We start from the raw sequence: 14,497 nt of genomic DNA, 5'->3' as shown, positions 1-14,497 counted from the left end.
GCGCTGCGCCGATCCAACGACAGTCGGTCGCTTCGCGCCCTCCAAACTCAATTCTGTAACGTAGAGTCAAGTAAGCTTCTGACCTGCGGTTTTGATGAAACAAGCGACGCAGGAGACAAGCTGGGCGAAGCTCCGGGGGAATAAGAATTCATCAATCAAAGCCCACTCAACGGAATTCCAGAGCGGGCGGTCTCTCATTTTGAAGCCCCAGGCTGCGTAATTTACAAACCCAGAATGTGATATAATTATTACATGGCATCAGCCAACGAAAGGTCAACTTACAAGTCGGGCAGGAAAGGAGGTGGAAGCAATGGAGATCATATTACTAGGAATCGGAATCCTGCAATTACTAGTTCAGATTGCAGATTACTTCAAGAAGTAACAATGAAAGGTGACGGGCTCCCAGATTACGCATGGAAAGCCCGTCACCTTGGCACGCAAGCTGGCGCGTCAAGCTCAGTTCAATTCCTCCATCGGCAGATCATCATTGCTTTTTGATTCCGCTCAAACAATGCGGCCAAGGAAGATATCTGGCGCGTTCTAGCTTAGACCTGAGGTCGCCTGAAGGTTCTTCCTGGCCACGACTTGAGACTTGTTCCATCAGCAACCTAGGCCGGCCGCAAACGACCTGGGGTCACATCTGTTTCGTCAGCGGGATTATTGGGTGGTCTGATGCCCGAACTTCGTGACGGTCTGTTGGCAGGATGTCAAGAAATGGGGCGTCATCAAGGTGAACTGTCGTGCTGTCGCGTTGAGGTGACACGTGGGGGTTGTTGCTGTTCAGGGCCTTGATAGGGAGCAACAGCCGAGTGGGTGCGACAGGGGCCCGCAGCCAGCCTCAGTTGAGATGATCGGTGAGCACCGCGCCTGCGTCGCAGGCAACTGTCAGAGGTGAGCGAGCGGGTAGCCGTCAGTTCTCTAAAGAATCGTTGGACCCAGATGGTCTGCTTCCTGGGTTCTTCGGCCGATTCTCTTTTAGCTGCCGTTTCTCAGCCTTCGGCCGCGTTCCGATGGGCTGGTCTTCTGGGCAGTCGAGACAGAGCATGCCTTCTTCCCGGTCCGTGACGTGACGAACCTGTGGTGGTCAGGCGTCGATCTTCTGGCGGCAGCCATGGCAGGTGACGCCGGCATCGGGGCCAAGCCCGGTGTGGTGGTCCGTGGCGGCGCCGCAGGCCGTGACCAAGCCACGGGTGAGCAGGCGACGGGCTGCATGGACGTCGCCCCAAATGCAGCGCAGCCGCTCGGTCCACGGTGGCACGCCGTCGGGCTGTGGGGCATAGCCGATGCGGCGCAGCTGACCGCGGGTGGTGCGAATGCTGTCATGGAAAAGTCGTAGTGGTACGGGGGCAAGGCGGTAGCCGAATTCGGCGTCTTCGACTGTGGCCTCGGTGTCGCCGGGGGTATAGGCGGTGACGCGGATGAAGCGGCCTTCGGCGCAGGAAATGTAGATATCGCCGGTCTTGGGAGCGCTAGTGGTCATCGCGGGTCGATCTCGACGTAGGCGACGAGGACGATCGTACCGAGCACGGTGGAGACGTAGGCGATTCGTACGCCATCCTTGATGTAGTCGCGGACCGGGCTTTCCGGTCTCATCTGGACGCCGGCGGTCTTCGGGTTCAGCGCGATGGTGTCCAGGTGCGGGTCAAGGCAGGCGAGCGTGGCGTCGTCCATCTCGGCGAGTTGCCGTTCGGCGACTTCGTGGAAGGTGATGACCGCACGGCGCGGCGGGCGGTCAGGCAACGCGCTGCTCGCCCTCGGTCGGCGGAGCGGTCTCGATGCCTCGCTCGGCCTTGATGTCGTCCCAGGTGCGGCGGCTGTTCAGGTCGACGCCGCGGTCCGCCAGGTCGAGCAATACGTAGGCCAGGGTGGGGTCTTCCAACGCGGCATCGCGGGCTGTGGCTCGCAGCCCTTCGGCTTCGGTGGGGTCGAACACCATCCGCATCGTGACCTCCAAGCTCGCCGGGGCGTCGGTGCTTTGAGGCTAGCGCAGGTCGGCCGGGGCAGCGGGACGATCCGGCGCCCCGGCCGACGGGCGCGGGTCAGACGCTGGTCTCGACGGTGGCCTTGTCCACCCAGCGGGCCAAGATACTGAAGGCCGCCAGGTATTCCAGCGCCTCGTTCTCCTCCAACTCGATCTCGTTCTCGTGGGCGAGCGGGTTGCGGATCGCCGAGAAGAGTCCCCGGGCCAGGTTCCCGGCCCCGTCGTGGACGTTCCTGAAGGTGTCGCCGCCGTCGTCCGTACCGAGGCGCAGCCGGGGATGGCCGGGGGTGGGTACGTTGGTGGAGAACGCGTCTGAGAGCAGCTTGGCCTCGGAGGCATCGCGGCGGCCGAGTTTGGTCTGGGCTTGGGCGTTGATGGCACGGGCAGCGGCCCCGACCGCCTCTCGGAAGTGGCCGCTGCTCCAAAGGCCCTGGATGCTCCCCCATACCCACGGGTGCATCGTGGAGGCATCCAGCTCGGGCGCCCCGGTGCCAAGGTTGTCGAGCAGCTCCTGCTCCGCTTCAAGCAGCGCGATGGCCCGGTTCGCTGCCTCGCGGTGTCGCCAGAGAGGCTGGTTGCTGGGCTGCTCCCAGTCGGCGGTGCGCCAGTCGGGCAGGACCCTGTCAAGGATCTGCTCGGCGATCTGCGCCTCGCCCTGCACCATATCCTTGGTGTTGCCCAGCCTGTAGTGCGCCAAGCCACGGGTGTTCGGCACGTACTTGAGCCAGGCGATGGAGAGGAACTTCTTCAGCCTGGTGATTGCCCACTCGCGGTTCATTGGCACTGTTGCGCTCCATCTCGCGATTCCGGGACTGCCGGATCGAGGACTTCGTTCTGCTGACTGCCAGTAACCATGCACCACCCTGTTAAGGCAAGCGGGTTATCCACAGCCTTGCGTTGGCCATCGTGCTGTGCACCGTCAAGCAGCCGCCGACTTGCTTCCTTTAGCCCGGCGCTCAACCGCTGAGCGTCGGGCTGCAGGGCTTCCAGCGTCAGGCCGTGACCTCGTCGAGGGTCTCGGCTATGAGGACGGGCAGGAGGCGGCATGCCTCGGCCAGCAACCGCTCCACGGGCACCGCGTGGATGCTCTGGTCGACGTCGATGTGGCGGGCCCATTCGGCCGGCTGGTAGCGGGCAAGGTTGGACAAGGTGTGCAGGACCGCCCACCAGGCCATCAGCGGGTGTATCCCCCGCGGTGATCCTCCGACCGTCGGGGTGAGGTACCAGCTGCCGTTGTCCCGGCGGGTGATGCGTCGGAGATGGTCGAGGTGTTCGTCCCTGGTGGCGTGCCGTCCCTCTACGGAGACCCAGTTCATCATCAGTTCTCCCCAGCCGTCGTGGTGCCTGGTGAAGTCCGGCTCGGGTCGGCCGGCACAGGCCAGGACGTAGCTGTCGTAGCCCTGGGCCTCGGGGAAGTGGGTGAGGTAGTCGGTGAACGCCGCGACCGTGTCGTCCCCGTCCAGCACGCGGGGCGGGAAGTAGGCCACGGGGACGCTCACCATTGGATGCGGCTCGTCGTAGACGCCGCGGTGGTCGACGAGCAGCGGCGTCACCCGGATGGTGCGGCCCGGGTCCAGCGGCGTACGCGAGTTCACGGGCAGGCAGTCCCACAGCTCGGCGAGCGTGACCGGCTCGTCGCCCCATACCGGGGAGTCGAGGAGTTCGGACAGCCGCACGAAGCTGGCCCGCTTCCCCTCGGCGTCGGTGCGCGCCCGGACGTCCGTCAGCGGGCCGTCGGCCTGCTTCGTGTGGATGCCGTGCCCGCTCAGGCCCCACTGGTCCTCTCCCGCCAGCGCGGTTGCGCTCGCCGCGATCGCTCGGCCCGCCTGGCTCAGCCCGTAGAACACCAGCACCGGCTGCGTAGCGGGCCCCACGGCGAGCGCTGCCCGGAAGAACTGCTCCGCCTGTTCCAGAGAGGCGGCGAAGACCCGCCGCCGACGCGGTGTCCTCGCGGCCAGACCGGGCGGCGCGGACCGGGCGCCGCGCAGCACGTCCCACGCGTCGCGGACCGAGATGTCGATGACCATGCCGGGACGCTACCGATCACCGGGCCGCCCGGGCCAACGTGTTTTGCGGCCGATGCCCGCGCCCGGGCGGCGCCGGCGGCTACGTGCGGCGGGTGACCGCGCCGGCGGTGAACCACTGCACGAGCGTCGCGGCCAGGTGCACGGCCATCTCGGCGGCTTCCTTGGTCTCCGGCCGGGTGGGTGTCTGGCCGCCGTGTCGGCTCGTCTGCCCCTGCCACAGCATCTGGAGCATGCCGATCACCGGTGTCGGGTCGCCTTCCGACGGGCCGTCGATCGCGACCCGGAAGTTCTGCGGTGCGTCGCGCAGGTTGCGGATCATCGTGCCGAGCGTGGACTTCGCGTTGTTCGGCTCCAGCACGGCGTGCGCGGCCGCCTCCACCGCCTTGATCGCCAGGCTGTAGGCCGCCGGCGGGTTCGGCGTGCGGCCGTAGACGGCCTGCCAGGCATCCCGAAGATGCTCCGACGCCGAACCGGCCGGTGCCGAGGCCGCACTGTTCCCCGCGAGCAGCACGGCGTCGCGCACCGTCTCGTCGACCCGCCGTTCCAGGGACCGCCCGTCGTCGGCGATCCGGAACGCCGAACCACCGTCGGTCAGAACGGTCTCCAGCTGCTCCAGGAACCCGGAGAAGCCGAACCCGAACACCTCCGACTTCGGCAGCAGGAAGAGGGTGGCGTCGATGGCGTCCAGCAGCAGGTCGGCGTCCGCCTCATCCGCCAGGACCACAGCGACTCCATGTCCTGAGGTGGTGAATCTCGAGGGCAGCCTGAGCTGAAGCGCGAGCATCGTCCCCAACTCCGCCCGGCTCAGTGTGGACATGAGCCAGTTCCGGAGGAACGGGTCCAGGTGGTCCGGGACTCCCTCGTACAGCGCCTCGGGCTCATCCGTCCCTGCTTGGCGGGCCGAGAACCGCCTCCACACCGTCGTCATGACGGGAGGTTACCGGTTCACGCCGACAGGCAAATCGGATTGTTCGCTCTGCCCTCCGGGGCTTCGCGCGTGCCAAGGGGTCGATCCGCCAGCCCGTAGGTGTACCCGTCCATGGCACACCTACGGGGCCCCAGCGGAGTCCTGGAAGCCGCCCGCCGCAGCCCCGTCAGGCACCTGCCCGCGGCTGGCCCGGCGGCCGGAGCTCATCGGCGCCGGTCTCGATGGCGGGGCCCGTCCCTCCGGGGTCGACGGTCGACTCCACCGGGAAGTCCTGGGGCGAGGCGCCCTGGGTCCAGTCCGCCAGCGCCTTCACCATCTCGATCACGATCCGCTGGCGCTGCTCCGACAGGAACGGCCAGGACAGCCAGGCGGGGGCCGACAGCACCACCACCACGAGCACGGGCAGGACCCTCAGTCCGAGAAGCGCATGCCGGACAATCACGGAACTCAACGAACAGCCAGCCTCAATCCGCAGAAGCGCGGGATCAGGCCTGCCAGCTCCACTCGAACCGATCTGTATAGCGAAGAAGTTTCACCATCACAAACGAGTGTGAAAGAGGTCACATCTGGCAGGCTTTTTTTTTGAGGAGGCCGTCGGGATCGCGTCACGGCACACCAGGGCAGGGCCCGAGCAGAGCCTAGGGGCTCGGCCCGTGCGCGTTCAACTCAGCTCTCCGCTCTGTCCGCTGAGGCGTGACTACCACCTGTCGCACGGAAAATCGAACACTCCGCACCCGTCCAAGGAGAAAACCCGGTGTCGTCCTACGAGGGCACCGCCGAGAGTGCCACCCCCGATCTCTGCCCCGACTCTTCGGTGGAGTGAAGCGGCCTGGCCCCGGGGAGGCTCCAGCACGTTACCGATCAACACCAGGGGAGGACCGAGTGTCGAGATACGAAGACCGTGCTGCGTCGTACGCCAGCGACGCGGGCGGTCGGCAGGGTGAGGAGAAGCAGACCGACGCGATCGGCGAGGGCCTGGCCGCAGTCGCGTACGCACTGTTGGACGTTGCCGCAGCGATCCGCGAGCAGACCGAGGCGCAGCAGCGGTAATCGACGCGGGGAAGGGGTGCCCGGCCGCAGTGGCTGGGCACCCCTTCCGGTTGTGCGCGGGTGCGGGACCGCGCAGTCCCGGGATTACGGGGTCGCGATCGGCTCCATTTCCTCCAGGACGTCCCAGCACGCGGGGCGTCCGGAGAGTCGCACGTAGCCCGGCCGGGCGGCAGTCGTTGGACAGGACATGAGCATCACGACGACGGACTGCACCCCGGAGTGCAGGCAGCCCGAGATCCGGGGATTTCTGATCGACCCCGACGCGACGTGCCCCCACGGCGAGCCGAGGGTGGGGCCGGCCGACATCCCCACCGCGAACCAGCTGAACGAGGACTGAGATCGCGGCGGCCCGGCAGACCGCGACGTCACTGACATCCCGTACATGCCTGACGAACCCCCAGTGCGTCGAGCAGTTGCTCACTCCGCTCGTACGGCACGGCATCCTCATCTCGGGACTGCGCGGTCACGGTGTCCCGGGACTGCGCGCGGCGGGTGGTCAGTGCAGGGTCACGTCGATGAAGTCGATGTCGGTGATCGACACCTCGACCTCGCCGGCCTTTCCCTCGCGGCCCTCGCGGAAGTACTCGTCCTGGAGGTACTCGGCGAGGACCTTCTGGGCCTCGGCCTCGTCCCCGTTCTCCTGCGCCTCCAGCAGGCGCTCGGCGTATTCCGCCGGGAGTGTCTTGCGGAAGTTGCGCAGCCTGCCGTCGGGGCTGGTGGTGCCGGTGGCCGAGGCCTGGTAGCCGAAGGCGGCGCGGGTGTTGACGGTGACCGGGCGTCGGCGGGCCTCCTTCGCGGCCTGTCGCTGGAGGCCCGGCTTCCAGTCCTTGCGGACCTCGGCCTCGATCCGCGCGGCGATGTCGTCGGGCGGGGTCTTGCGCTCGCCCTTGAGGTAGCGGTGGACGGAGCGCGCGCTGACCCCGAGGCGCTCGGCGACCTTGGCGACGGTCCCTTCCTTCTTCAGCAGGAACCCGACGCGGCCCTTGGTGGTCCTGTGGATCTCGGACTGCTTCTCGGTCAGCCTGGAGCGGACGGCCTCGCCCAGGGCTTCGATCATCTTGCCCATGGGTCCTACTCTCCTTCGGTGTCGCGCTCGTTGGCGCGGGGGGCGATGTAGCGGGCGGGGTTGATGCCTTCGGCGTGGCGCTCGGTGTACCAGGTGAGCGGGCGCACGCCCTCCTGCTTGCACCAGCCGGGCTGGACGCCGAGGCGGAAGGCGCCGGGCACCTGGCCGCCGTCGGGGGTGCGCGGGACCACCGCGAGCGCGGAGGCCTGCGTCGCCGGGTAGATGACGCAGTCCGAGTACGCCGCCAGCGGCGCCAGCCCGGTCGCCTCGTAGGTCTTGCGCATCTTGCGGTGCTGGGAGACCCGGGCGGTGGCGATGACCGCGGCCCGCACGTCCGGGCGCCACCACAGCCGCTCCAGCTCCGGCCACGGCTCGCCCGGCGTGTAGCCGATGTAGCGGGCCGGGGACTGGCGCAGCTTGCCGATGCCCGACTTGACGGTCTGCTTGATGTAGCGGGCGAGCTGGCGTTCGACCGGGTCGCCGGCGCCCTGGTTGTAGGCCTCCATCGCCGCCAGGAACTCCTCCGGCTCCATGCCCTGGACGATGCCGAGCGCGGCCATCGTGTCCTTGTAGGCGCGGGCCAGGTGCTCCTGCCACGGGTCCAGCCACGCGGCGGCGGCCGGGCGGCGCAGCCACGCCTCCGAGGGCTCGACCGCGAGGCCGAGTTCGAGGGCGTAGGCCAGGGTCTGGGTGGTGTACCAGGCGGGGCCCGTCGGCGGTCGGCCGTTGGGGGTCAATGGGCAGGGGAACCTGGGGTCCCACTCCACCTGGGAGAAGTCGTGGCGCCAGCTGCCGGGGGTCTTCTTGTCGAAGACGGGGTGGTCGTGGTGGACGGGGTCGCCGTCGCCGACCAGCAGGCGGCTGGAGCCGGACAGGAACGAGGTGTTGGTGTCGAGGCCGACCGCCACGGTGAAGCCCTGCGCCTCTTCCTGCGGGGTGAGGGGCCGGTGCCAGTTCCAGGCCTCCTCGTGCATGGCGTCCGTCTCCTCGTCGCGGCCGTGCGCGAGCGGGTGCTCCTCCGGGGCGTCCGGCGGGGCAGGCTGCACGGCCCGGGTGAAGCTGCCGGGCACCGGCCCGGAGACGTAGCGCTGCTGGGCCTCGTCCCACACCGCGCGGGTGGGCGGGCGCAGCTGGAGGAGCAGTTCGATGCCGTTGGTGCCCATGGAGCCGCGCGGGGCGATGACGCGCTGGGCGTAGGTGCCCAGGGTGCGGGCGACGTCGGCCGGGGCGGTGTCGGGGTCGATGGCCCAGCCGTTGGAGGGGCCGAGCGCGTCCCAGGGCATCACGGCGATCTGGACGCACTGGCGGGCGCCGTCCTTGACCGGCTTGTAGATGCGGGTCCAGGAGGAGAAGCCGCGGCGGGTGAGCTGCCAGCCGGCCTTGGTGAGCGCCTTGACGACCTTGTGGTCCTCGGGCAGGCGCAGCTGGCCGCGGTCGGCCAGTGTGTCGGGCAGGCCGAGCTTCTTCGCGGCCGAGGCGGTGAGCACGATCATGGGGTCGGCGTCGGTGCCCCACTTGTGGAGGCGTGCCTGGCCCAGGCCGGCGCCCAGTGCCCAGGTGATCATGGCGGGCAGGGACTTGGCGGGGCAGGCGAGGGTGCGGCCGTCGACCAGGTGGCCGGTCAGGGTGCCGTCCTGGGCGGCCTCCAGGACCGCGAGCGGCCCGTTGGGGTAGACCGTGGCGGCGGGCTCGTCCCGGTCGGCGGCGGGTGCCGTGCGGGCCGCGGTGGCGGGCCGGGCGGACTGCGGCCTCGCAGCCGGGGACGGGGCCGTGGGTGCGGCGGGCGCGGGGGCCTGCTGGGCCGGGACCTTCGACGCGGGGAGGGGGCTCGCGGCGGGCGCGGGCGCGGCCGGTGCCATGCCGGTGGTGCAGGAGAACAGGCCGGGGACGTTCAGGTGGCGCGGGGTGCCGTCCGTCTCCCGCCGGGGGGTGGGCCTGCCGCACTCCACGCACGGCAACTCGGTCTCCAGGAAGGGCACTTCAGCCTCCTCGTCCTCGGTCTCGGTGGTCCCGTGCGTGCCGGCGGCCGGCTCCTGGCCGGAGCCGGTGGCGGTCTTGTCGAACAGGGTCGCGCCCGCCGGCGGCAGGTCCCGCTCGCCCGGGCCGTCCTGCTGCGGGGTCCCGTCACCGGCGCCCGGCTGGCCGGGGCCGCCGGCACCCGGCTCGTCACCGGGGCCGTCGCCGGTCGGCGGCGGGTTCTCCTCGCCGAGGTCCCACAGGAACTCGGGCTTGATGAGGATGAGCCGGGGCTTCTTGCCCGCGACGTCGACCCGCCAGGTGGCCTCCCGACCCTTCTGGGTGTTGTTGCGGTACGTCATGCCCGCGCGGAGCAGGGCGTTGGGCAGGGAGCGGCTGGTGGTGCCCTTGACCTTGCTGTCGGTGCTGTTCTGGAGCAGGTCGTGCAGGTGCTCGGAGGTGACGCCGAGGGCCGGGCCGCGGTCGGGGAACCAGTAGAACGCGGAGCCGCGCCCCTCCCAGACGGGCTGGCGGTTTTCGTCGGTGCCCTTGTAGATGAGGCCCTGGGCCTGCTCGACCTCGTACGGGACGGCCGGGCGCACGGTGCCGCCCGCGTCCCGGACGTGGGCCTTGTTGCGCAGCAGGGCGTTGCGGATGACCGCGGCGACAGCGGTGGGCAGGTCGTCCTGGGCGGCGTGGCGGTCGTCCATCTTCTCGGACTGCTGGGCCAGGGACTGGGCGAGCGGCTCGCAGACGGTGTGGGCGAGGGCCTCGCCGTCCAGGCCGAGCACGTCGGCGATCAGGAGGATGCCGGCGAGCATGGCCCCGGCCGCCTTGATGACGCCCTCCATCGGGCCGCCGTAGTCGGGCAGGGCCCGGTTGACGTAGGGCTTGAGGATCATCAGTGCCCTGGCGTCGAGGTCCTCCAGGTACTCGGCCGCCTCGTCGCCCTGGGCGTAGAGGTGGTCGACGATCAGCTCGCCGATGGTGCGCAGCGGTACCTGGAGCAGTTCGCCGCCGGTGTCGCGGTACCAGCGCCAGTCGCACTGGCCGCCTTCCTCGGACATCTGGATGCACACGGCGCGGCGGTAGAGGGAGGCCTGCATGGTGGGGGGCATCATCTGCGCGGTGGCGACGGGGATGCCCCGGACGTAGTTGGCCTCCTGGTGGCCGAGCTTGCGGGTGGAGCGGCCGCGCATCTCCTCGTCGTTGCCGACCGAGCGGAAGAGCATCTCGAGCTTGTCGGTGGCTTCGCGGACCTCGGCCGGCGAGGAGTCGAGGGTGAGCGCCATGTCCTCGATCAGCAGCGGGGAGTCCGCCTCGAAGGCGACGGCGATCTCGATGCTGGTCTTGGTGTGGTGGAAGGCGCGGGTGGGCTCGGGGGGGAACGCCTCGGGGCGCTTGGTGAACATCAGGCCGCGCAGGAGCGCCCCGACGGAGGTCTTGCCGGAGTTGCGCTCGCCGAAGAAGGCCAGGCCCGCGTGGACCGGGCGCGGGGAGAAGCCGAGCGAGCGGGCTCCCGCGCCCAGGCCGAACAGGCCGGCCCAGCCGTGGACGGCGATCTGTTCGACCGCCTGCCGGCACTCCTGCGTCGTGGCGGTGCGGGCGAGGGGTGTGGCGGCCTTGCGGATGCGCTCGCGGGCGCCGTCGACGTGCACGGGGCGGCCGTCGGGCACGGTGCGGCCGTCCGCGTGGACGTAGGTGCGGCCGTAGCCGGGGATGTCGTGCCAGCCGGTGCGCTTGACGACCAGGGTCCTGGGCAGGTCGAGGCCCTGCTGTTCGACGATGTTGACGAGGACCTCGCGCATCGCCTTCGTGCCGGTGCCGGACGCGTCGGCGAAGGTGTTCCAGCCGTCGACCGCCCGCAGGTCGGACAGGGCGACGGTGATGGTGTCCTCGCCGATCGTGACCTCGTAGTAGCGGTCGCGGACCTTGCCGTCCTCGCCGAGGACGACCAGGCGCACGGTCACCTTCGGGCACCAGTGCAGGGACTTGCGCCACACCGTGGAGCCCTTCGGGCCGCGCTGGCGCTTCCAGATCGCGCCGTTGACGCCCTCGGCCGGGTCGAAGCGCCAGCCGTCGGAGCCGTGCACCGGGCGGCCCGGCAGCGGGGCCTGGTCGGCGTCGTCGGCGTCCGGGTCGTCCTCCTGCGGCTCCCGGGTGCCGGCGGGGGCCTGCGGGGCCTCGACGACCGCAGCAGGGGCGGCGGGGGCGGGGGCGGCGGGGGCGGGCCGCGCTCCCGGCCAGCCGGCCTCCAGATCGGCGGCGGGCACCGGCACGAGCTCGTCCAGGGCGTGGCCGGCGGCGAGGTGGTCGGAGACGTCGGCCTTGCGGGCCGCAACCGCGCCGCGCACCACCGCCACCGAGGCGGCGACCGAGGCCAGCTCGGCGCTCACCATCAGGGCGTGCTTGTACCCGGCCTCGTCGAAGTCGGCGACCACGACGACGTGCGCGCCGGCGAGCTGCTCGGTGTGCAGGGCACGCCACTTCCCGGCACCGGTCGGGTTGCAGGTCGCCGCGACGCCCAGGCCGGCGAGACGGTCGGCGTCGCCCTCGCCCTCGACGACGTAGACGCTCTCGCCCGCGGCGATGGCGGCCGCGACCTCGGGCAGGCGGTACAGGCCCAGCCAGTCGACGAGCCGCTTGGCGCCCTCGGGCTTCCTGCGGCCCGGGTAGTGCGTGGCGAAGGTCTTCTCCGCGCAGCCCTCGGTCGAGCAGCGGCGGCGGATGATCGTGGCCAGGACGGTGCCCTGGACGTCGGTGTAGAGGTGCCGGGCCTCTTCCGCGTAGTCGTGCGCGTGGTCCGCCGCGGGCTTCGGCTCCGCCGTTCCCGGCGCAGGTGCGGGTCGGCTCGGGACGGGTGCGGGGGCCGTCTGGGCGGAGCGGCGGTTCGCGGGACGCGGGACGGGGGCCGTCGAGCGGCTCTGGAAGCCGGGCGAGCGGCCGTCGTACAGCTCCCGGGCCTGGAGGCCGAGCCCGGCGAGGAGGTCGGTGTAGTCGCACCCGGTGTGGCACTTCAGCAGCATGCGGCCGGCCTTGTCGCCGGTCGGCGGGCGCCAGTCGGCGGAGAACGACGCGGACTGGTCCTCGTGGCCGGTCGCCGGGCAGCGGGCGTCGATGTGGTCGCTGCCCCGGGTCGTCGGCGCGCAGCCGAGGACGTCCAGGGCGTTCAGGACCCGCTCGTAGGACGAGCGGTCGAACGTGTCGCGGGAGGACTGCGCCGGGGCGGTCATCGGTGCTCACCGCCGAACGGAGTCCGAACGGAGACACTCAGGAAGGTGATGATCAGGACATTTACAGCTGTGATGTGGTGCGGACCCCAAACCACTGGGTACCCTCTCAGTGACATTGACGGTCCTGTTACAGGACCGGGTGGGGCCCCGGTGAAATCTTGGCGGATGAGACCGGGGCTTTTGCCTGTCTGGGGGAGGTCTGCGGCTACCTCATGCGGCCTGCTCCCCCTGCGTCGCCTTCATTTCTTCCAGGAGCGCGATCAGTTCTCGACTCGCCGCGATCGTGGCGTCGATGTCCTCCGCAACCGCGCGCGCGGTGCGCTCGTTGAGCAGGCCGGCGCGGATCACCGCGACCACCCGCTCCCCCGTTTCCGGGTCGAGTCCGGAACGCTTCCCGAGGCGCGGCACCTTGGCGATCCGGGTGACGGTGCTCACCAGGTAGGGGCTGACGCCGGCTGCGTCGGCGATCTCGACGACGGTCATCCCCTTGACCTTGGGCTCGGCGACCATCTCGGTCATCCTCCCCACCACTCTCTCTTTGTCGGAACATACGTAGCTTCAGCAACGGAGACTCTAGTGGGTGCTGAAGCACCGTGAGGCGCTTTTGCAACGCACGACACGAACTTTTCGCTGGGCACCGCTGAAGAGGTCCGGCATCCGCCTGGTCCGGCCCTCCACGGCGGTGCCCGGCCGGTGGCCGGGCACCTGGTGACGGATCAGCCCCAGTCGCCCTCGCGCTTGACCACCGCGGTGACCTCGACCATCTCGACGACCGGCGGCGCGACCTGCACCTCGATCCTCGGCTCCACCTTGATCTCGGGGTTGCTGTGGTGGGTGCTGTGGCTGGTGAAGGTGAGGAACCGCAGGCCACGCAGGGCCGGGACCGACAGCGCGCACCAGGCGAGGACCGCGATGCCGGCCGCGACCGGACGCCCGCCGGCGGGGCTGCCCTGCCACACCATCACCACGGTCGCCCCGCCGTAGGCGAGCCAGCCCAGCCGCGCGCCGAACGCCCGGAACAGCCACGCCCAGCCCAGGAACGAGGCCCCGGCGACCAGCCAGAGCCCGTAGGCGGTGGCGCCCGAGACCGGGAGACCGGACGTGTGCTCGAAGAGGTAGGAGCGCACCGGTTGGGTGACGGCGGCGACGATGCCGGTGTGGCGGGGCAGGTCCGGGCGCTCGACCTCCACCGAGGACGCCGAGTCGGCGGCGTCCGCGACGGCGATGACGAAGGCCCTCAGGACCAGCCCGACGAGAAGGGCGCCGACCATGATGACCAGGGCCTTGATCCAGGCCGCGGTCAGCGACCAGCCGTAGCGGAACGCGTCGGGGACGTCCTCGCGGATCCGCTCGCCCGCCCACAGCAGGCCGAGGGCTGCGGCCGACCCCGCGGTCCGCAGCAGTTCGAGCGCGCGGTCGCCACGGCTGGGCGCCGCCGGGGCGGGCTGCGGGGCGTCGGGGGCGCCGGGGGCCGGCGGGGTCCACTGCGGGGGCACCGCCTGCTCCTCGGCTTCGGTCTGAGGGGTGTTCTGGTGGGCGGCGCGGGAGTGCGGGAAGGGGGTGACGTTGTCGTGGTCGTCGTTCACGGGCGGGTCTCCTGGGTGGGCGCGGGGCGGAAGGCGAGCCGGGGGGTGGTGGCGTGCTCGTACTCCTGGGCGGCGTCGTCCAGGAGCAGGAGCAGGTGGCGGTCGTCGAGCAGGGGGCGCAGGTCCTCGGCGGTGGTCCAGCCGGTCAGGGTCCGGGTCCCGCGGTTGAGGGCGCTGGGGCCGTGGAAGGTGCCGACGCCGGTCGCGGCGTTCCACCGGCCGGGTTGGTTCTGGGCGGTGAGCCACTGGCGGAACGTCGGGCGCCCGGAGCGGACCCCGAGCCGGTCGGTGAGGCGGACCAGGTGGCGGTCCAGGTGGGCGCGGGGGTCGTCGGTGAACCGGTGCAGGGCGACCAGCGCGGTGACGACGACGTCGCACAGCTCGTCGGCGACGTCGGAGCGTTCGTGGGTGACGCCCTTGCGGGGGTTGTGGCCGGTGGTTCCGGTGTAGGCGCGCATGACCTCCCCGACCCCCTCGGAGAGCTTCATCAGGCGCATCGCGCTCTCGTGCTCGCCTGCGCCGTTGTGGTGGTCGAGCCAGGCGACCTGCCGGGCGATCTGCTCCCAGACGTCGTCGGCGGGGTCGGCCCCGGACGCGGGCGTCGGAGCGGCGGTGTCGGTCATCGCGGGTTCTCCTCCAGGGTGGTGACGGTCAGCAGGGTTGCGGACAC

The 14,497-nt window shown here is 70.3% G+C and carries 14 protein-coding genes; 2 read left to right on the top strand and 12 right to left on the bottom strand.

Annotated elements, in window-relative coordinates:
* Nucleotides 1-1,084: 1,084 nt before the first annotated feature.
* From IF01_RS0139425 to IF01_RS0139395, 7 genes are all read right to left on the bottom strand, one after another.
* Nucleotides 1,085-1,480, bottom strand: coding sequence for a hypothetical protein (locus tag IF01_RS0139425; protein WP_030398465.1), 396 nt, complete (start codon nt 1,478-1,480; stop codon nt 1,085-1,087).
* The gene (locus IF01_RS0139420; protein WP_030398464.1) at nt 1,477-1,740 is read right to left on the bottom strand and encodes a hypothetical protein; all 264 of its coding nucleotides are present in this window, start codon (nt 1,738-1,740) and stop codon (nt 1,477-1,479) included. The genes IF01_RS0139425 and IF01_RS0139420 overlap by 4 nt, the downstream gene beginning before the upstream one ends.
* Nucleotides 1,733-1,942 carry a hypothetical protein gene (locus IF01_RS0139415; RefSeq protein ID WP_030398463.1) on the bottom strand — a complete coding sequence of 70 codons (210 nt, stop codon included), beginning with the start codon at nt 1,940-1,942 and terminating at the stop codon, nt 1,733-1,735. Before IF01_RS0139415 ends, IF01_RS0139420 begins: the two co-directional genes overlap by 8 nt.
* A gap of 97 nt (nt 1,943-2,039) precedes the next feature.
* Nucleotides 2,040-2,759: a TIGR02391 family protein gene (locus tag IF01_RS0139410; protein ID WP_030398462.1), complete on the bottom strand. Its 720-nt coding sequence runs from the start codon at nt 2,757-2,759 to the stop codon at nt 2,040-2,042.
* Nucleotides 2,760-2,973: 214 nt separating this feature from the next.
* Nucleotides 2,974-4,008, bottom strand: coding sequence for a YaaC family protein (locus tag IF01_RS0139405; protein ID WP_030398461.1), 1,035 nt, complete (start codon nt 4,006-4,008; stop codon nt 2,974-2,976).
* A 79-nt stretch (nt 4,009-4,087) separates the two neighbouring features.
* Complete coding sequence (locus IF01_RS0139400) at nt 4,088-4,732, bottom strand: hypothetical protein (protein WP_244215778.1); 645 nt, start codon at nt 4,730-4,732, stop codon at nt 4,088-4,090.
* A gap of 370 nt (nt 4,733-5,102) precedes the next feature.
* On the bottom strand, nt 5,103-5,336 hold the full coding sequence (locus IF01_RS0139395) for a hypothetical protein (RefSeq protein WP_030398459.1): 234 nt from the start codon (nt 5,334-5,336) through the stop codon (nt 5,103-5,105).
* Nucleotides 5,337-5,818: 482 nt separating this feature from the next.
* On the opposite strand from IF01_RS0139395, the gene IF01_RS48805 reads away from it, so the two are divergent.
* Together IF01_RS48805 and IF01_RS48800 are read left to right on the top strand one after the other, a co-directional pair.
* On the top strand, nt 5,819-5,986 hold the full coding sequence (locus tag IF01_RS48805) for a hypothetical protein (RefSeq protein WP_157855484.1): 168 nt from the start codon (nt 5,819-5,821) through the stop codon (nt 5,984-5,986).
* 187 nt (nt 5,987-6,173) lie between these two features.
* Complete coding sequence (locus IF01_RS48800) at nt 6,174-6,323, top strand: hypothetical protein (protein WP_157855483.1); 150 nt, start codon at nt 6,174-6,176, stop codon at nt 6,321-6,323.
* A 159-nt stretch (nt 6,324-6,482) separates the two neighbouring features.
* Here the strand turns inward: IF01_RS48800 and tpg are convergent, their stop codons facing one another.
* The 5 genes from tpg to IF01_RS51490 all read right to left on the bottom strand — a co-directional run bounded on the left by tpg (nt 6,483) and on the right by IF01_RS51490 (nt 14,450).
* Nucleotides 6,483-7,052, bottom strand: coding sequence for a telomere-protecting terminal protein Tpg (tpg, locus tag IF01_RS0139380; RefSeq protein WP_030398458.1), 570 nt, complete (start codon nt 7,050-7,052; stop codon nt 6,483-6,485).
* A gap of 5 nt (nt 7,053-7,057) precedes the next feature.
* Nucleotides 7,058-12,241, bottom strand: coding sequence for a telomere-associated protein Tap (tap, locus tag IF01_RS48795; protein ID WP_051757137.1), 5,184 nt, complete (start codon nt 12,239-12,241; stop codon nt 7,058-7,060).
* 210 nt (nt 12,242-12,451) lie between these two features.
* A complete protein-coding gene (locus tag IF01_RS0139365) occupies nt 12,452-12,760 on the bottom strand; it encodes a hypothetical protein (RefSeq protein WP_030398457.1) in 309 nt (102 codons plus the stop codon).
* A gap of 197 nt (nt 12,761-12,957) precedes the next feature.
* Nucleotides 12,958-13,827 (bottom strand): hypothetical protein, encoded by an 870-nt coding sequence (locus IF01_RS44785; protein WP_051757136.1) that lies wholly within the window; start codon nt 13,825-13,827, stop codon nt 12,958-12,960.
* Nucleotides 13,824-14,450 (bottom strand): nucleoside triphosphate pyrophosphohydrolase family protein, encoded by a 627-nt coding sequence (locus tag IF01_RS51490; RefSeq protein ID WP_063764424.1) that lies wholly within the window; start codon nt 14,448-14,450, stop codon nt 13,824-13,826. The genes IF01_RS44785 and IF01_RS51490 overlap by 4 nt, the downstream gene beginning before the upstream one ends.
* Nucleotides 14,451-14,497: the final 47 nt, after the last annotated feature.

The sequence above is a fragment of the Kitasatospora purpeofusca genome, assembly GCF_000718025.1.
In the GTDB taxonomy this organism is placed as follows: Bacteria; Actinomycetota; Actinomycetes; order Streptomycetales; family Streptomycetaceae; genus Kitasatospora; species Kitasatospora purpeofusca.
The sequence above is the reverse complement of the archived record's forward strand: the minus strand, read 5'-3'. Positions and strand labels throughout refer to the sequence as shown.